We start from the raw sequence: 18,480 nt of genomic DNA, 5'->3' as shown, positions 1-18,480 counted from the left end.
GCAAGAGTCCCATGCAGATCTTCCTCGACAGCACCGACACCAAGGTGATCGCCGACCTGGCCTCGACCGGCCTGATCGACGGCGTGACCACCAACCCGACCCTGATCGCCAAGGCGGGCCGGCCGATGCTGGAGGTGATCGCCGAGATCTGCGACCTCGTGCCGGGCCCGATCAGCGCCGAGGTGGCGGCCACCACCGCCGACGCGATGATCGCCGAGGGCAAGAAGCTGGCCGCCATCGCCCCGAACGTCGTGGTCAAGATTCCGCTGACCCGCGACGGCCTGATCGCCTGCGCCGCCTTCGCCGACGAGGAGATCAAGACCAACGTCACCCTGTGCTTCTCGCCGACCCAGGCCCTGCTGGCCGCCAAGGCCGGGGCGACCTTCGTCTCGCCGTTCATCGGCCGCCTGGACGACTACGGCTTCGACGGCATGGATCTGATCCGCGATATCCGGACGATCTACGACAACTACGGCTACGAGACCGAGATCCTGGCAGCCTCGGTGCGCAACGCCAGCCACGTCAAGGAGGCCGCGATCGTCGGCGCCGACGTGGTCACCATCCCGCCGGCGGTGTTCGTCGACCTGTACAAGCACCCGCTGACCGACAAGGGCCTCGAGCAGTTCCTGAAGGACTGGGCCTCGACGGGCCAGTCGATCCTGTAGGGCGCCAGGGGCGCGCGGGCCTTCGCATTCGCGCCCGCGCCCCCATCTAAGGGTGGTTCGCCCCCTTCCCTTCGTTCGCGAAACAGGCCTAGCTAGGGGAAATCGTTTCACCCGGCAGCGGAGCTGCGCCATGAACGACCCCAATTCCGCGTTTCCCGAAATCACTTTGCCGAGCGTGTCCGGGTCCGCCCTCGACCTGATCGGCCGCACGCCGATGGTCGAGGTCAAGCATCTCGACACCGGTCCTTGCCGCCTCTTCCTGAAGCTGGAGAACCAGAACCCCGGCGGGTCCATCAAGGACCGCGTCGCCCGCTCGATGATCGAGGCGGCCGAGGCCGACGGGCGGCTGAAGCCCGGCGGAACGATCATCGAGGCGACCGCCGGCAATACGGGCCTGGGCCTCGCCCAGGTCGCGACGCTGAAGGGCTACAAGCTGATCCTGATCGTCCCCGACAAGATGGCGCGGGAGAAGATCCTGCACCTGCGGGCGATGGGCGTTGATGTGCGGCTGACCCGCAGCGACGTCGGCAAGGGTCATCCGGAATACTACCAGGACATGGCCCAGACCCTGGCCCAGTCGATCCCGGGCGCGCTCTACGTCAATCAGTTCGAGAACCCGGCCAATCCGCTGGCCCACGAGACGACGACCGCTCCGGAGATCTTCGCCCAGATGGGCGGCGATATCGACGCCATCGTGGTCGGCGTCGGCTCCGGCGGCACCCTGACCGGCATCGGCCGGTACATGAAGGCGCGCTCGCCGAAGACGGAGATGGTGCTGGCCGATCCGGTCGGCTCGATCCTGCGCGACTATGTCGAGACCGGGACCTTCGGCGAGGCCGGCTCGTGGATCGTCGAGGGCATCGGCGAGGACTTCATCCCGGCCAACGCCCAGATGGATCTCGTCTCCAAGGCCTATTCGATCAGCGATCGCGAGAGCGTCGGGACCGCCCGCGAACTGCTGCGGACCGAAGGGATCCTGGCCGGCTCCTCGTCCGGCTGCCTGCTGGCGGCGGCCCTGAAATACTGCCGGGAGCAGACCGAGCCCAAACGGGTGGTCACCTTCGTCTGCGACACCGGCTCGAAGTACCTGACCAAGATGTTCAACGACCTGTGGCTGGCCGCCCACGGCTTCGACGGGCGCGAGATGCACGGCGACCTGCGCGACCTGATCGCCAAGCGCTACGCCGAGGGCGGGGTGATCGCCATCGGACCCGAGGACACGCTGCTGACCGCCTATAACCGCATGCGCTCGTCGGACATCAGCCAGCTGCCGGTGGTCGACCACGGCCGCCTGATCGGCATTCTCGACGAAAGCGACATCCTGGCCGCGGTCGAAGGCCAAGATGATCACCGCGCGGGGCGCTTCAAGACCCCCGTCGGCGAGGCCATGACCCGCGCGGTGAACACCTTGCAGGCCCACCAGTCGGTCGACGCCCTGCCCGAGGTCTTCGACCGGGACGAGGTGGCCCTGGTGGTCGACGGCGAGGAGTTCCTGGGCGTCATCACCCGGGTGGACCTGATCAACCACCTGCGCCTGAGCGCCTAGGACCCCCATGACCGACATCCCCGGCAAGAACCGCCTGGACTTCGCCACGCGGACCATCCACGGCGGCCAGTATCCCGATCCGACGACCGGGGCGGTGATGGTGCCGATCTACGCCACCTCGACCTACGCCCAGGAAAGTCCGGGCGAGCACAAGGGCTTCGAGTACAGCCGTAGTCACAACCCGACGCGCTTCGCGTTCGAGCGCTGCGTCGCCGACCTGGAGAGCGGAACGGCGGGCTTCGCCTTCGCCTCCGGGCTGGCGGCGGCCTCGACGATCCTGGAGACCCTGGACAGCGGCGCGCACGTGATCGCCAGCGACGACCTCTATGGGGGCTCGTTCCGGCTGTTCGACAAGGTGCGCAAGCGCTCGGCGGGCCTGAGCTTCAGCTTTGTCGACATGGGCGATCTGGCGGCCGTCGCGGCGGCGATCACCCCGGCGACGCGGATGATCTGGGTGGAGACCCCGACCAACCCGATGCTGCGCCTGGCGGATCTGGCCGGCATCGCGGCGCTGGCCAAGGCGCGCGGCCTGGTCACCGTGGCCGACAACACCTTCGCCAGCCCCTACATCCAGCGCCCGCTGGAGCTGGGCTTCGACGTCGTCATGCACTCGGCGACCAAGTATCTGAACGGCCACTCCGACGTGGTGGCCGGGGTGGCGGTGGTCGGCGACAACGCCGGCCTCGTCGACCAGATGCGGTTCCTGCAGAACGCCGTTGGCGGCGTGCTGGGCCCGTTCGACAGCTTCCTGGCCCTGCGCGGGGTCAAGACCCTGGCCCTGCGCATGCAGCGGGCCTGCGACAGCGCCCTGGAGATCGCCCGCTGGCTGGAGGCGCATCCGGCCATCCAACGCGTGATCTATCCGGGTCTTCCCAGCCATCCGCAGCACGCGCTGGCCGCGCGGCAGATGACAGGCGGCTTCGGCGGGATCATTTCGGTCGAGGTGAAGGGCGGCCTGGCCCCCGCGCGCCGCATGCTGGAGCGCACGCGGTTGTTCACGCTGGCCGAAAGCCTCGGCGGGGTCGAGAGCCTGATCGAGCATCCGGCGATCATGACCCACGCCTCGATCCCCGCCGATCAGCGCGCCGCGCTCGGCATTTCCGATGGCCTGGTCAGGCTTTCGGTGGGGATCGAGTCGACGCGGGACCTGATTTCCGACCTCGACGCGGCTTTATCAGACTGAGCAGGTGATGATGCTCGCCCTCGCCCGGCATGGTCGGCGAGGGATCGGGCGCGTTCGACGCGCGAGGCGGCGGCAGGTCCGTCCGCGCGGGGTCCTCGGCCAGCAGGTGCGCCGACAGCATCAGGTCGGTCTTCACCGGACCGAAGTCGGGGGCGGCCGTCCAGACGCGGATGGCGGCCTGGGCGAACACCTCCGACAGATCGGTGACCTCGATCATCGGCGCCGGCTCCTGGCGGATGCGGGGGTCGTTCTCGGCCCGCTCGCGCAGGCGCTTGAGCACCGCGACCAGGTCGGTCTTCAGCGGGACCTTGAACAGCACGTCGACCCGCCGGTTGCGGTGGGCCGAATAGTTCAGGATCACGTCGCCGAACACCTTGCTGTTGGGGATCATCACCTTGACGTTGTCGAAGGTGGCGATCTCGGTGAACAGCAGGTCCAGCGACTTCACCGTGCCCTGGCGGGTCGAGGTCTCGATCACGTCGCCGACGCGATAGGGCCGGAACAGCAGGATCATCACGCCGGCCGCCACGTTCGACAGGGCGCCTTGCAGGGCCAGGCCGATGGCCAGCGACGCGGCGCCCAGCACCGCGATGATCGAGGTCGCCTGCACGCCCAGCTGCTGCAGCACGGCGACGAGACCGACGGCGATGACGGCGTAGCGCGCCAGGGAGGCGCTGAAGCTCTCCAGCGTCGCGTCGGGATTGTTCCGGTGCACCCGGCTGAGCGTTCGCCGCATGAACCGCGCGGCCAGGCCCGCGGCCCAGAAGGTCACCAGCAGGATGAGGGTGGCGACCACCAGATTCACCGCCAGCCGCCCCAGCCAATCGAGGAAGTGGCCGAACATGCTCTCGTCGGCCCGGACATTGGCCAGGGACGGGAGCGAGGCGTTGTTCGGAATGACGCTGGGCTTGGTCTGCATGGCGTTCTCGATAGGCGCCCCCGCGCCGGTCGGTCAACGATGCGAGTCGGCCGGGGTTCCGCTTTGTCGCGCGCGGCGGGAAACAGTCGGTTACATCAATTGGCTCGAAATGGTCGTGATCGGCCTCTAAGAGCCGCCGCCATGAGCATGCCCTTCATCGACCTCGCCGCGCAGCAGCGCCGAATCCGCGACAAGATCGACGCGGCGATCGCCAAGGTGCTGGACAGCGGCGCCTATGTGATGGGGCCGCAGGTCCGCGAGTTCGAGGCGAGACTGGCGGACTTCGGCCAGGCCAAGCTGGCGCTGTCCTGCGCCAACGGCACCGACGCCATCGCCCTGCCGCTGATGGCCTGGGGCGTCGGGCCAGGCGACGCGGTGTTCTGTCCCTCGTTCACCTTCGCCGCGACGCCGGAGGTCGTGCCGTGGGTAGAGGCCACGCCGGTGTTCGTCGACGTGCTGCCCGACACCTACAATCTCGACCCGGCCAAGCTGGAAGCCGCCATCGCCGCCGTGAAGGCCGAGGGCAAGCTGACGCCCAAGGTCGTCATCGCCGTCGACCTGTTCGGCCAGCCCGCCGACTATCCGGCCATCCGCGCCATCTGCGACCGCGAGGGCCTGAAGCTGATCGCCGACAGCGCCCAGGGCTTCGGCTGCACCCTGAACGGCCGCCATCCTCTGCATTGGGCCGACGTGGCCACCACCAGCTTCTTCCCGGCCAAGCCGCTGGGGGCCTATGGCGACGGCGGGGCGGTGCTGACCAATGACCAGACCCTCTGGGACCTGATGGACAGCTACCGCGTGCACGGCAAGGCGGTCGGGCCGGACCTCGACGGCAAGACCTTCGACCACGATCCCAAATACCTGAACACCCGCATCGGCATGAACTCGCGCCTCGACACGATCCAGGCGGCGATCCTGCTGGAGAAGCTGGCGATCTTCGCCGAGGAGATCGACCTGCGTCAGGTCGTGGCCAATCGCTACGCCGAGGGTCTTAAGGGCGCGGTGATCTCGACCCCGACCGTGATCGCCGGCGGCGTCTCGGTCTGGGCCCAGTACGTGATCGAGCACCAGAACCGCGACGGCCTGGCCGCCCATCTGAAGACGCTGGGGATCCCGACCGCGGTCTATTATCCGGTCCCGATGCACGTTCAGGCCCCCTACGCCCATTTCCCGCGCGGGCCGGAGGGCCTGCCCGTCACCGAGGCCAAGGCCAGGACCGTGCTGGCCCTGCCGATGCACCCCTATCTGTCCGAAACGGACCAGGCGACGATCATCGACGCCATCCGCGGCTTCAACGGCTGATCAGGCCTCGGCGGCGCGAGTTTGGGCCCGGTCCAGGGCGGCGTAGAGGGCGCGGATGTCCAGGGGCTTGGCGATCCAGTCGGTCATGCCCGCCGCGTGACAGGCCTCGACCTCATGGTCCGCCACGCCGGCGCTGAAGCCGATCACGGGGGTGTCGTGGTTGAGACCCTGGCCGGCGCGCAGACGCCGGGTCGCCTCGCGCCCGTCTAGGCCCGGCATGTTGACGTCCATCAAGACGACGTCGAACGGATCGCGGGCCAGGGCCTTCAGCGCTTCCAGACCGTCGGGAGCCGTGGTCAAGGACACGCCCAGCGGCTCCAGGGCCAAGGCCAGGGTCCGCCGATTCACCTCGTGATCGTCCACGGCCAGAACCTTGAGCGCTTTCAGGTTCGGGGCGGCGCTGGCCTGCGCCGGCGGCGCGCGGACGATGTCCTGCTCGCGACCCAGCGGCAGATCGAGCGTCAGCTGGAAGATCGCGCCGCGTTCGGGCGCGGCCCGCGCGTCCAGCTCTCCGTTCATCAGACGCGCCAACTGACGGCTGACCGCCAGGCCGAGGCCGGTGCCGCCATAGGTCCGCGCCGTCTCCTGGGACGCCTGGGCATAGGGCGTGAACAGGCGCTGCATCGCGTCTGCGGCGATGCCGGGACCGTTGTCCTGGACCTCGATGATCGCGCGGGCGCGGTCGTCTCCCGTCGGTTCGACGGCCACGCGAAGCGCGATCGCGCCCGCCTCGGTGAACTTCACCGCGTTGGAGAGCAGGTTGTTGAGGATCTGCCGCAGCCGGAAGGGATCGCCCCGCACCCAGACGGACGCCTGGTCCTGCGGCGGCGCGATCAGGGTCAGGCCCTTGGCGCGCGCGTGGGCGCTCCAGAAGCGGGCGGCGTCGCGGACCGCGCCCAGCAGGTCGAAATCGCGCTCCTCCAGGCCCATGGCGCGCGCCTCGATCTTGGCCTGGTCCAGCATGTCCGTCAGGAGGCCGGTCATCAGCTGGCCGGCGTCGACGATCAGGTCGGCGGTGGCGCGGGTCTGGTCCGGCGCGGTCCCGCCGCGGATCAGGTGCGCGCCCGCCAGGATCGCCGACAGCGGCGTTCGCAGTTCGTGGCTGACGATCGCGGCCATGGCCGTCCGCTCGGACAGCGCTTCCTCGGTCTCCACGCGCCGGCGATCGGCCTCTTCCCGCGCGTGGACCAGCGCTCGGCGGTTACGGTACATCCGCGACCAGATCGTATGGAGGGCCAGCAGGAAGAACACGACGGCCACCGTCAGCAAGGCCACCTGCTGGTGCGGCGCGCGCCAGATCAGGAACGGCGTCGCCGCCATGCTCAACGCATAGGGCGTGACCCCGAGATAGAACAGCGGACGGCTGTCCACCCCGGAGGCGACATTGTTCAGGGCCCCGCCCACCAGAACCATCAGGCTCAAGGCCATCAGCGTCGGCTGACCGCTCGCCCACAGGATCAGCACCCCGCCCGCGTGGACCACCGCCATGGCGATCATCGCCGCCAGCATCAGGATGACGCGCGCCTGAGGATGGCGTTGCGGTACGCGGTCCTGGGCGAACGGGCGGACGGCGAGAAATTCGAACACCTGGACCGACAGGCTGGCCGCGAGCCAGTAGGGGATCAGATCGATGCGCCCGATCTGGGCCAGCGCCCAGCTGAGCAACGCCGTCAGGCCGACGCGCGAATAGATCTGGCGATGGCGCTCATGGGCGTTGCGGCGCAGATGCGGCAGCAAGGACGCAAGGAAGGGAGACATGGGAATACTCCTCGCGACCGTGCCTAGGCCGGTATGGAAAACGCGAGGTAAACGCCGGCCCTAGTCCAGCATGGCTTCCAGCGTTTTGAGTTCGTCGGCCTCGCGCGCCGGCTTGTCCCAGCGGATTCGATTGATGCGCGGGAAGCGCATGGCCACCCCCGACTTGTGCCGGGTCGAGCGCTGCAGCCCCTCGAACGCGACCTCGAACACCAGGCCGAACTCCAGATCGGCGCGCACCGAGCGCACCGGGCCGAACCGCTCGATCGTGTGGTCGCGCACGAACTTGTCGATCTGTTTCAACTCCTCGTCGGTGAAGCCGAAATAGGCCTTGCCGACCGGGGTCAGGGCGCGGCGGCCCTCCTCGTCCTCGCGCCAGACGCCGAAGGTGTAGTCGGAATAGAAGCTCGAGCGCTTGCCGTGGCCGCGCTGGGCGTACATCAGCACCGCGTCGATCAGGTGCGGATCGCGCTTCCACTTGAACCAGGGCCCCTTGGGGCGGCCCGGCTCGTACACGCTGTCGCGGCGCTTGAGCATCAGGCCCTCGGAAAGCCGCGCGTCGCCCTCGGGCGGATCGAGGCGCAGCGCCGCCAGCTCGGCCCAGGTCCCGAAGGGTTGCAGGGGCGACAGGTCGATCCGCCGGGTCTTCAGGCGGCCGACAAAGGCTTCCAGCCGCGCGCGGCGCTCGACGAACGGCAGGCCGCGCAGGTCGGTCTCGCCGTCGAGCAGCAGGTCATAGGCGCGGATCCCGGCGGGGAAATTGGCCAGCTGCTTGCCATCGACGGTCTTGCGGTTCAGGCGCTGCTGCAGGTCGCCGAACGGGGCCAGCGCCCCGTCGCGCAGCACCAGCAGCTCGCCGTCGATCGCGCCCTCGAAGTCCAGCGCCTCGACCACGTCGGGGAAGCTCGCCGAGATGTCGTCGCCGGTGCGGGTATAGAGCCGGCGCTCGCCGCGCTCGCTGACCGCCTGGACGCGGATGCCGTCCCACTTCCATTCGGCCAGATAGTCGGACGGGTCCAGCTTGGCGAAGTCGACCGCCTCGTCGATCGGCTGGGCCAGCATCACCGGCCGGAAGCGCCCCGGCGCGTCGGGCGATGGGCGCTCCGAACGCCCCTCCAGCCAGGCGAAGAGGTCGCCATAGGGCGGCGCCATGGCGTGCCAGACCTCCTCGATCTCGCCGATCTCGACCTGGCCGAAGTTGGCGCAGGCCTGCTTGGCCAGCCGCGAGGAGACGCCGACCCGCAGGCCGCCCGTCATCAGCTTCAACAGCGCCCAGCGGCCGTCGGGATCGAGGGCGTCCAGCCAGCCTTCGATCAATCGCTGCACCTCGGCCCGCGAGGCCGAGTGCAGGGCCTCGATCACCTCGGAGAGCTCCGGCGGTCTATTGGCGCCGGGCTGGGCCGGCCAGACCAGGGCGACCGTCTCGGCCAGGTCCCCGACATAGTCGTAGGACCAGGCGAACAGCTGGGCGTCCATGCGCGCCTCGACCGCCTTGCGGATGAAGGCCGGCTTGGCGGCGTTGAACGACAGCGCGCCGGTCAGGGCCGCCAGGGCGTAGCCGCGATCGGGATCGGGCGTCTGCCGCAGATGGTCCTCGATCAGGGTCAGCTTGGCGTTGCGCGAGCTGGTCAGGGACAGCCGGTCGAGCAGGTGAGCGAAGGCGCGCATGGACATGGAACGCGGCTAGCTGGCCCGAGCTTCGTCCAGCTGGCCCAGGATCATGATCTTCTGCCAGATCTTGCGGCCCAGGTCCGAGGCCAGGGTCTCGATGTCGTTGACCGCCGAGATGATGACGGGATCGTCGCTCTCGCCGGCGTAGAGGGCGGCCAGCTTGGCGGTCAGGGCCAGCATCTCGGCGCAGTAGTCGAGATAGCGGGAGAGCTGAAAGGTGGTCATCTCGCGCTTGGGCGACGCCGCCGTCGCGGGACCCAGCAGCACCGTCGGATCCTTGGTCAGCTGGTGCATGTCGATGACATGGCAGAACGAGCGCAGTTCATGCAGCGCCTTCTGGACTCGCTGCTGCTTCCAGCGCCGCTCCAGGGACGCCAGGAACCAGGCGGCCGCGCCCGACAGCAAGGCAAGGTTCGCCGCCGACTCCAGGCCCTGGGCCAGGCCGAACCCTTCCCGGGCGCGCAGCACCGCGCTCCAGTCCAGCCGCCAGGCCAGCATCGCCTCCAGCCCGACGCCGACGAGGACGATCACGCCGACCAGCAACCGAAGAAAGAGATAGGGCCGGGCGAGCCGCCGGGCCCGGGCCGCGGTCCGGCGCGCCGTGTCGGCCAGGCGCGCGCACACCATCGCCAGGCCCGAGGCGGGAAAGCGCGCGGCCACGCGGGCATAGAGGCCGTCGAGCGTCTCGACCACCTTGTCCGCGTCCAGCTTCTGACGATCGCCGCGCTTGGCCATGGCGCCATAGCGCAGGTTCGCCGCCCCTCGCGCAAGGGGGCGGACGGTGCTAGATTAAAACAGTTGTTTGAATCGAGATCGAAGGCGCGCCGATGGACCACATCCCCGAGGGCTTCGCCCCGCATCTTCGCAAGAGCCCGGTCACCGAACCCTGGGAGCCGCTCTATGCCCGTCAGACCGCCGATAGGCTGGTGCTGGGGGTGCGGGTGCGCGAGGCGCACTGCAATTCGCGCGGCATGCCGCACGGCGGATTCCTCGCCGCCCTGGCCGACAACGCCATGGGCCTGTCCCTGGGCGTCCGGCTCGCGGCCGCGCGGCAGCCGGCCGGCGGGCTCGTCACCGTCTCGCTGACCCTCGACTATCTGGGCAGCGCCAAGCTGGGACAATGGCTGGAGTTCGACACCGACTTCGCCAAGCTGGGCCGGTCGATCTGCTTCACCGAGGCCACCGTGCGCGCCGACGGGGAGCCGGTGGCGCGGGCGCGCGCCACCTTCAAGCTCTTGGAGGCGAAGGCGGCGGCTTAAGGGGGCGGGAAACCTCGCCCTCTGACAGGCTCGGGGTGAGGTTTCCCATTAAGCCGCCCGAATATTCGCGCGGATCAAGCCCGCGCGCCGACCGCCGCCTCCGCCGCCAGGGGCTGGGGCAGACGACTGATCATCTCCTTGGGGCAGACCTGCCAGAACTGATCGCGGAAGCGATCCCAATCCCGCAGCAGGGATTCGGCGAAGGCCGAGTCCGTCTCGCGGGCGTGCTCGGCGATCAGCGCGCGCAGAACCCCTTCCCAGTAGGGCGAGGCCAGGCGCTGGACCACGATGCTGTCGGGGTTGATGTTGTCCAGGAACCGGTCGTGCTGGTCGAGCACGAAGGCCATGCCGCCGGTCATGCCGGCCCCGAAGTTGCCGCCCGTCGGGCCCAGGATCACCACCTGGCCGCCGGTCATGTACTCGCAGCCATTGGCCCCGCAGCCCTCGACCACCGTCGTGGCGCCCGAGTTGCGGACCGCGAAGCGCTCGCCCGCCTGGCCCGCCGCGAACAGCCGGCCCGAGGTGGCCCCGAACAGCACCGTGTTGCCGATCAGGGTGTTGGTCTCCGGGGCGGCGAGGCCGCGCGCGGGCTTGATCACGATCGTCGCGCCCGACAGGCCCTTGCCGACATAGTCGTTGGCCTCGCCGGTCAGCTCGATGCGCAGGCCCTGGACCGCGAAGGCGCCCAGGCTCTGGCCGGCCGAGCCCTTCAGCTGGACCGTCAGGTGGCCCGAGGGCAGGCCCTTCATGCCGAACTTGCGGACGATGTGGCTGGAAGTGCGCGTGCCGATGGTGCGGGCGGTGCTGCGGACCGTATAGGTCAGCTGCATCTTCTCGCCGCGCTCCAGCAGCGGGGCGGCGTCGCGGACGATCTGGGCGTCCAGCGTGTCCGGCACCGCGTTGCGGCCCTCCACCGTGCAATAGGGCTTGTTCGCGCCCGGGTCGGCGCGGACCAGCAGCGGGTTCAAATCAAGGTCGTCGAGGTGCTCGCCGCCGCGGCTGACCTGGGCCAGGAGGTCGGTGCGGCCGACGATTTCCTGAAGGCTCTTGAAGCCCAGGCCCGCCAGGATCTCGCGCACCTCTTCGGCGATGAAGGTGAAGAGGTTGATGACCTTGTCGGGCGTGCCGGTGAACTTGGCGCGCAGGGCTTCGTCCTGGGTGCAGACGCCGACGGGGCAGGTATTGGAGTGGCACTGGCGGACCATGATGCAGCCCATCGCCACCAGAGAGGCGGTGCCGATGCCGAACTCCTCGGCGCCCATCATGGCGGCGATGACGATGTCGCGGCCCGTGCGCATGCCGCCGTCGGCCCGCAGCACCACCGAGTGGCGCAGGTTGTTCAGGGTCAGCACCTGGTTGGCTTCCGACAGGCCCATCTCCCACGGACCGCCGGCGTACTTCACCGAGGTCTGGGGCGAGGCGCCGGTGCCGCCGACGCCGCCGGCGACCAGGATGACGTCGGCCTTGGCCTTGGCGACGCCCGCCGCGATCGCGCCGATGCCGGTGGCGGCCACCAGCTTCACCGTGACGCGGGCGATCGGGTTGATCTGCTTCAGGTCATAGATGAGCTGGGCCAGGTCCTCGATCGAATAGATGTCGTGGTGCGGCGGCGGGCTGATCAGCATCACGCCAGGGGTGGAGTGACGCAGGCGGGCGATCATCTCGGTGACCTTGAAGCCGGGCAGTTGGCCGCCCTCGCCGGGCTTGGCGCCCTGAGCGACCTTGATCTCCAGCTCGACGCACTGGTTCAGATATTCGGCGGTGACGCCGAAGCGGCCCGAGGCCACCTGCTTGATGGCGCTGTTGGGATTGTCGCCGTTCGGCAGCGGCTTGTAGCGCGCGCTGTCCTCGCCGCCCTCGCCGGAGACCGAGCGGGCGCCGATGCGGTTCATGGCGATGTTCAGGGCGCCGTGGGCCTCGGGGCTGAGCGCCCCCAGACTCATGCCGGGCGTGACGAAGCGCTTGCGGATCTCGTTGACGCTCTCGACGTCGTCGGTCGAGATCGGGTTGCGGTCCGAGCGCCAGTCCAGAAGGTCGCGCAGCTGGATCGGCTTCTGCGTGCGCAGGCCGTTGGACCAGCGGCGATAGAGCTCGTAGTCGCCGGTGTCGCAGGCCGTCTGCAGGGTGTGCATCAGCCGCGCCTCGAAGGCGTGGGCCTCGCCCGAGCGGCGAGCCTTGTAGAGGCCGCCGACCGGCAGGGTGACGGCGGGCGTTCCCCAGGCCTTGCGGTGCAGCTCGACCGTCTTGCTCTCGATGCCGGCCAGGCCGATGCCCGAGATGCGCGACGGCATGCCGGGGAAGAACTCGGCGGCCAGCGCCCGCGACAGGCCGACGGCCTCGAAATTGTAGCCGCCGCGGTACGAGCTGATGACGCTGATCCCCATCTTCGAGATGATCTTCAGCAGCCCGCCCTCGATGGCCGTCTTGAAGTTGATGCAGACGTCGCGCAGCGTCTTGTCGCCGGCGAGGCCGCGCTCAAGGCGGTCCTGGAAGCTCTCCTGGGCCAGATAGGCGTTGACCGCCGTGGCCCCGACCCCGACCAGCACCGCGAAGTAATGGGTGTCCAGGCACTCGGCCGAGCGGACGATGATCGAGACGTAGCTGCGCAGGCCCTTGGCGACCAGGTGGGCGTGGACGCCGCCGGTGGCCAGGATCATCGGCAGGGCGACGCGGCTCTCGTCGCTGGCCTCGTCGGTCAGCACGATCGCGCCGCAGCCGCGCAGCACCGCGTCCTCGGCCTCGGCGCGGATGCGGTCGAGATTGGCGCGCAGAGCGTCGCCGGCGCGGGCCTCCTCGGCCGGCAGCGGCATGGTGCAGTCGATGACCGCGACGTTCTTCTCGCCCAAGAGGCCGTGGATGCGCTCGTACATGCCGGTGGTCAGCACCGGGCTTTCCAGCACGTACACATCCGCTTGCGCGGCGTCCTGGGCCAGGATGTTGCCGAGGTTCTTGAACCGGGTCTTCAGGCTCATGACGCCGGTCTCCCGCAGCGGGTCGATCGGCGGGTTGGTCACCTGGCTGAAGTTCTGGCGGAAGTAGTGGCTGAGCGGACGGTACTTCTCCGACAGCACCGCCAGCGGGGTGTCGTCGCCCATCGAGCCGACGGCTTCCTTGCCCTCCTCGACCATGGGGGCGAGGATCATCTCCAGGTCTTCCAGGCTGTAGCCGGCGGCGGCCTGGCGGCGGGTCAGTTCCTCGCGGCCGTACTTGCGCGGCTCGGGACCGGGCCCGATCTCCTTTTCGAGATCGACCATGTTGCCCAGCCACTCGGTATAGGGGTGGCGGGTGGCCAGCTCGTCGATGATCTCCTCTTCGCCATAGAGGCGGCCCTCGGCCAGGTCGATGGCGATCATCCGGCCCGGCGAGATGGCCAGCTTGCGGGTGATGCGCGCCTCCTCGACGCCGCACATGCCGGCTTCCGAGCCCATGATGACGAGGCCGTCGTCGGTATAGGCCACGCGCAGCGGCCTCAGGCCCGAGCGGTCCTTGCCGGCCACGACCCAGCGGCCGTCGGTGGCGCACAGGGCGGCCGGACCGTCCCACGGCTCCATCACCGCGTTGCAGTAGGAATAGAGCGCCTTGTGGGCGTCCTTCATCTTCGGATTGGCGGCTTCCGGGACCAGCAGGGCCTTGGCCATCGGCGCGTCGCGGCCGGCGCGGACCAGAACCTCGAAGGTGTTGTCGAGATTGGCGCTGTCCGAGCCGCCGGGCTGGATCACCGGCTTCACGTCGTCCCCGAACTCGCCGAAGGCCTGGGCGGCCATCTTGATCTCGTGGGACTTCATCCAGTTGATGTTGCCCTTGATCGTGTTGATCTCGCCGTTGTGGGCCAGCATCCGGAACGGCTGGGCCAGGCGCCACTGCGGGAAGGTGTTGGTCGAATAGCGCTGGTGGAAGATCGCCACGGCCGCGGCGAAGCGCTCGTCCTTCAGGTCGGGATAGAACTCGTCGATATGCTCGGCCAGGAACATACCCTTGTAGATCAAGGACTTGGCTGAGAACGAGCAGATGTAGAAGTCGCTGATGTTCTGGCCATGCACGCGCTTTTCGATGCGCTTGCGGCACAGGAACAGCGCCCGCTCCAGAGCCTCGCCCTCCAGGCCGGCCGGCGGGGCCAGCATGATCTGCTCGATCTCGGGCCGGGTGGCGTTGGCCTTCTCGCCGATCACCGAGGTGTCGACCGGCACCTGGCGCCAGCCATAGATATAGAAGCCGAACCGCAGGGCCTCGGCCTCGACGATCGTGCGGCAGGCCTCCTGGGCGCCGAGGTCCGTGCGCGGCAGGAAGACCTGGCCGACCGCGATCGGGCCGGCGCGCAGGGCGTGGCCGGTGCGCCGCACCTGGTCGACGAAGAAGTCCTGCGGGACCGAGACGAGCACCCCGGCCCCGTCGCCGGTCTTGCCGTCGGCGTCGACCGCGCCCCGGTGCCAAAGCGCCTTCAGGGCCTTGATCGCCAGTTCCACCACCTCGCGACGCGGCTGGCCGTCGATGGCGCAGACCAGGCCGACGCCGCAAGCGTCGCGCTCGGTCGACGGGTCGTAGGCATGGCCGTCGATCAGGGCCTGGCGGTTCTTCAGATAAAGGTCGAGGTCTTGGGCCATGGTGGCCTCCGAGAAGGGTCTTGGTCCGTCCTCGTGCTTCGACAAGCTCAGCATGAGGACTACTTAAGCGTCAGTCCGATTTCCTCATCCTGAGCCTGTCGAAGGACGAGGAAATCGGTCGCCGTGACTATTCCGCCGCGATCAGCGCGGGCGCGCCGGCCTTGGCCCGAAGGTAACGATCAATGGCGTCGGCGGCGTCGCGGCCGTCCTTGATCGCCCAGACCACCAGCGAGGCGCCGCGGACGATGTCGCCGGCGGCGAACACGCCGTCGAGATTGGTCATCTGGTCGCGGACGTCGGCCTTGACCGTGCCCCAGCGCGTGACCTTCAGGTCGGGCGCCGACCAGGCCTCCGGCAGGTTCTCCGGCTCGAAGCCCAGCGCCTTGACCACCAATTGCGCCGGACGATCGAAATCGCCGCCGGGGATTTCCTCGGGGCTCTGGCGGCCCGAGGCGTCGGGGGCGCCCAGGCGCATGCGGATGGCCCGGACTCCCTTGACGGCGTCGGCCTCGCCGGAGAGCGCGCGCGGGGCGGCCAGCCATTCGAAGGTCACGCCTTCCTCCTCGGCGTTGGCGACCTCGCGCATCGAGCCCGGCATGTTGGCCTTGTCGCGGCGATAGAGGCAGGTGACCGACCGCGCGCCCTGGCGCACGGCCGTGCGCACGCAGTCCATGGCGGTGTCGCCGCCGCCGACCACCACCACGTCCTTGCCCTCGGCGTTCAGCTCGCCGGACTCGAAGGCCGGAACGCTGTCGCCCAGCGACAGGCGGTTCGAGGCGATCAGATAGTCGAGGGCCGGAACCACGCCCTTGCTGCCCGCGCCCGGGGCGGTCAGGTCGCGCGCGGCGTAGACGCCGACCGCGATCAGCACCGCGTCGTGCTTTTGGCGCAGGTCCTCCAGCGTGGCGTCCTTGCCGACCTCGAAGCCCAGCTTGAAGACGACGCCGCCCTCGGCCAGGCGCGTCGTGCGGCGCTCGACGACGTCCTTTTCCAGCTTGAAGCCGGGGATGCCGTAGATCAGCAGGCCGCCGGCCCGGTCGTGTCGGTCATAGACCGTGACGTCGTAGCCGGCCTCACGCAGCCGCTCGGCGGCGGCCAGGCCGGCGGGGCCAGCGCCGATCACGCCGACCGACTGGCCGCGCGCCGGACCCGCGACCAGCGGCTTCACCCAGCCCATCTCCCAGGCCTTGTCGGTCAGGTAGCGCTCGACCGAGCCGATCGTCACGGTGCCGTGACCCGACTGCTCTATGACGCAATTGCCTTCGCACAGCCGGTCCTGAGGGCAGATCCTGCCGCAGACCTCCGGCATCGTATTGGTCGCCTGCGACAGGGCGTAGGCTTCCTCCAGCCGGCCCTCGGCCGTCATCCGCAGCCAGTCGGGGATGTTGTTATGCAGCGGACAGTGGGTCTGGCAGAACGGCACGCCGCACTGCGAGCAGCGCGAGGCCTGTTCGCTGGCCTTGGCGTCGATGAAGTCGGCGTAGATCTCGTGGAAATCGCCGGACCGCTCGGCGGCCGCGCGCTTCTCGGGCGTCTTGCGGCTCACCGTCGTGAATTTCAGCATGCGCTCGGCCATGCGACGTCCCTTTGTCTCCAGAGGGAGAAAATTGCTTTCGACGGCGTCTTAGGGACTCTTTTGGGCAAGAAGAATGTGTTCGTCTACTTTAGGGACAATATTCGCCGAGATTGCGCGCGGCCATGGCCCTGCTCGCCGAAAGAAGCGGCATAAATAGTCTATTTTGTGGATTTACGACCTGTTTACCGTCGTGGGCGCACGCCAGGGCGGGGTTTGGGAGCCGAACGATGCCTGATTGGTTGAGCGCTATCCTTCTGGGTCTGGTCGAGGGCCTGACCGAGTTCATTCCGGTCTCGTCGACCGGGCACCTGCTGCTGACCAAGGGCTTGATGGGCCTGAAGGACGCCTCGTGGGACACCTTCATCGTCCTGATCCAGCTGGGGGCGATCCTGGCGGTGGTGGCGCTGTATTTCCAACGGCTCTGGGGGGTTCTGATCGGCCTGCCGACCCGGCCGGAGGCGCGGCGCTTCGCGCTCAGCGTAATCATCGCGGTGATCCCCGCCTTCGCGGCCGGGCTGCTTCTGCACGACGTGATCAAGAAATTCCTGTTCGAGAGCCCGCTGATCATCTGCTGGTCGCTGCTGATCGGCGGGGTGATCCTGCTGGCCATCGACCGCAAGGCGCCGCCCGCCGTCGATCACGACGCCATGGCCCTGCCGCTGCACAAGGTGCTGATCGTCGGCCTGTTCCAGTGCCTGTCGCTGATCCCCGGCGTCTCGCGCTCGGGCTCGACCATCGTCGGCTCCATGCTGCTGGGCATCGAGCGACGCGCGGCGGCCGAGTTCAGCTTCTTCATGGCCATTCCGATCATGGTCGGGGCCTTCGCCCTGGACGTCTACAAGAACCGCGACGCCCTCGACACCGCCCACGTCGGCATCGTGGCGATCGGCTTCGTCGTGTCGTTCCTGTCGGGCCTGGTGGTCGTCAAGTACATGCTGGATTTCGTCAGCAAGCGCGGCTTCGCCCCGTTCGCCTGGTGGCGGATCGCGGTCGGCGTCGCCGGGCTGGCGGTGCTGTACCTGCGCCACTGACCGAGAGGTCAGCGCGGCGCCGGCGGGATGGGCGCCTCTTCGAACGAGCGGGCCAGGTGGTCGACCAGGGCCCGGACCTTGGCTGACGGTCTCGGCCCGCCCGGGAACACCGCGTGGGCCGTCACGGTCGGCAGATCGTAGTCGGCCAGCAGCCGCACCAGGGTCCCGGCCGCGATCTCGTCGCCGCACATGACGGTGGAGGTCATGCCCACGCCCATGCCGGCGCGGACGCAGGCCATCATGCCCTCGCCGGTGGAGACCCGCACGCGCTCGTCGGGCTGGACGGACACCGTCTTGCCGTCCCGCGTGAAGGCCCAGCGGGAGCGCGCCATCAGATGGGGACCCATCACGCAGGCGTGGCCGGCCAGCTCCGCCGGCGTCCGCGGCGCGCCATGGCGGTCGACATAGGTCCGAGCCGCCACGACGATCCGGTCGAAGGTCGCCAGCCTGCGCGCGCCAAAGCTGGAGTCGGGCAGGTCGCCCAGGCGCAGGGCGACGTCGGCGCCCTCCGCGACCAGGTCCTGGCGCGTATCGGCCATGTTGATGTCCAGCCGCAAGCCAGGATGCGCCTCCAGGAACGGCGCCAGGCGGGGGATCGCCTCGCGCAGGCCGAAGGTCACCGGCATGACGATGCGGATCAGGCCCCGCAGACTGTCGACCCCGCGCGCCAGATGCTCGGCCTCGTCCAGGTCGGCCAGCAATTGCTTGGCCCGCTCCAGGAAGGCGAGGCCGGCGTCGGTGGGCGTCACCCGGCGCGTGGTGCGCAGCAGCAGCTTGACGCCGAGCCGCGCCTCCAGCTCGCCGACGATGCGCGAGGTCGAGGGCTGCGACAGGCCCAGCTCGCGCGCGGCGCGCGAGAAGCTGCCGCTGTCGGCGACGCGGGCGAAGACGGCCAGTTCCTGCAGGCGATCACTCATTCGCCGAATGTATAAATGATCTGCGAAATCATGGAATACCGTCACGAACGCGCAT

At 68.9% G+C, this 18,480-nt stretch carries 13 protein-coding genes; 6 read left to right on the top strand and 7 right to left on the bottom strand.

What is annotated here, in order from left to right; translation table 11 throughout:
* The first annotated feature begins 11 nt into the window (after window positions 1–11).
* From fsa to Q0V34_RS03115, 3 genes are all read left to right on the top strand, one after another.
* Window positions 12–665, top strand: coding sequence for a fructose-6-phosphate aldolase (fsa, locus tag Q0V34_RS03125; protein ID WP_297507561.1), 654 nt, complete (start codon window positions 12–14; stop codon window positions 663–665).
* 130 nt (window positions 666–795) lie between these two features.
* On the top strand, window positions 796–2,211 hold the full coding sequence (locus Q0V34_RS03120; RefSeq protein ID WP_297507558.1) for a cystathionine beta-synthase: 1,416 nt from the start codon (window positions 796–798) through the stop codon (window positions 2,209–2,211).
* 7 nt (window positions 2,212–2,218) lie between these two features.
* Window positions 2,219–3,394, top strand: coding sequence for a PLP-dependent aspartate aminotransferase family protein (locus tag Q0V34_RS03115; protein WP_297507555.1), 1,176 nt, complete (start codon window positions 2,219–2,221; stop codon window positions 3,392–3,394).
* On the opposite strand, the gene Q0V34_RS03110 is transcribed toward Q0V34_RS03115, so the two are convergent.
* Complete coding sequence (locus tag Q0V34_RS03110; protein WP_297507552.1) at window positions 3,324–4,313, bottom strand: mechanosensitive ion channel family protein; 990 nt, start codon at window positions 4,311–4,313, stop codon at window positions 3,324–3,326. The genes Q0V34_RS03115 and Q0V34_RS03110 overlap by 71 nt on opposite strands.
* A gap of 141 nt (window positions 4,314–4,454) precedes the next feature.
* Between Q0V34_RS03110 and Q0V34_RS03105 the strand changes: the two genes are divergently transcribed.
* The gene (locus tag Q0V34_RS03105; protein ID WP_297507549.1) at window positions 4,455–5,615 is read left to right on the top strand and encodes a DegT/DnrJ/EryC1/StrS aminotransferase family protein; all 1,161 of its coding nucleotides are present in this window, start codon (window positions 4,455–4,457) and stop codon (window positions 5,613–5,615) included.
* Here Q0V34_RS03105 and Q0V34_RS03100 read toward each other — a convergent pair whose 3' ends face one another.
* From Q0V34_RS03100 to Q0V34_RS03090, 3 genes are read right to left on the bottom strand one after another with little or no spacing between them, the layout of a single operon-like run.
* Window positions 5,616–7,373, bottom strand: a complete 1,758-nt coding sequence (locus tag Q0V34_RS03100; protein ID WP_297507546.1) for an ATP-binding protein — start codon at window positions 7,371–7,373, stop codon at window positions 5,616–5,618.
* A gap of 60 nt (window positions 7,374–7,433) precedes the next feature.
* Complete coding sequence (locus Q0V34_RS03095) at window positions 7,434–9,044, bottom strand: cisplatin damage response ATP-dependent DNA ligase (protein ID WP_297507543.1); 1,611 nt, start codon at window positions 9,042–9,044, stop codon at window positions 7,434–7,436.
* Between the two features lie 9 nt (window positions 9,045–9,053).
* On the bottom strand, window positions 9,054–9,776 hold the full coding sequence (locus Q0V34_RS03090) for a hypothetical protein (RefSeq protein WP_297507540.1): 723 nt from the start codon (window positions 9,774–9,776) through the stop codon (window positions 9,054–9,056).
* Window positions 9,777–9,868: 92 nt separating this feature from the next.
* Here Q0V34_RS03090 and Q0V34_RS03085 point away from each other — a divergent pair, with 92 nt between their 5' ends.
* Window positions 9,869–10,300 (top strand): PaaI family thioesterase, encoded by a 432-nt coding sequence (locus Q0V34_RS03085; RefSeq protein ID WP_297507537.1) that lies wholly within the window; start codon window positions 9,869–9,871, stop codon window positions 10,298–10,300.
* Window positions 10,301–10,374: 74 nt separating this feature from the next.
* Here Q0V34_RS03085 and gltB read toward each other — a convergent pair whose 3' ends face one another.
* Both gltB and Q0V34_RS03075 read right to left on the bottom strand, forming a co-directional pair.
* The gene (gene gltB, locus Q0V34_RS03080) at window positions 10,375–14,901 is read right to left on the bottom strand and encodes a glutamate synthase large subunit (protein ID WP_297507534.1); all 4,527 of its coding nucleotides are present in this window, start codon (window positions 14,899–14,901) and stop codon (window positions 10,375–10,377) included.
* A 127-nt stretch (window positions 14,902–15,028) separates the two neighbouring features.
* Window positions 15,029–16,477, bottom strand: a complete 1,449-nt coding sequence (locus Q0V34_RS03075; RefSeq protein WP_297507531.1) for an NAD(P)-dependent oxidoreductase — start codon at window positions 16,475–16,477, stop codon at window positions 15,029–15,031.
* A gap of 227 nt (window positions 16,478–16,704) precedes the next feature.
* On the opposite strand from Q0V34_RS03075, the gene Q0V34_RS03070 reads away from it, so the two are divergent.
* Entirely contained in the window at window positions 16,705–17,508 is an 804-nt protein-coding gene (locus Q0V34_RS03070; RefSeq protein WP_297507527.1) for an undecaprenyl-diphosphate phosphatase, read from the top strand.
* 8 nt (window positions 17,509–17,516) lie between these two features.
* Here the strand turns inward: Q0V34_RS03070 and Q0V34_RS03065 are convergent, their stop codons facing one another.
* Window positions 17,517–18,425 (bottom strand): LysR family transcriptional regulator, encoded by a 909-nt coding sequence (locus tag Q0V34_RS03065; RefSeq protein WP_297507525.1) that lies wholly within the window; start codon window positions 18,423–18,425, stop codon window positions 17,517–17,519.
* Window positions 18,426–18,480: the final 55 nt, after the last annotated feature.

The sequence above is a fragment of the uncultured Caulobacter sp. genome, from assembly GCF_947036865.1.
GTDB lineage: Bacteria > Pseudomonadota > Alphaproteobacteria > Caulobacterales > Caulobacteraceae > Caulobacter.
Note: the sequence above shows the minus strand (reverse complement) of the source record. Positions and strands in the feature narration are given on the sequence as shown.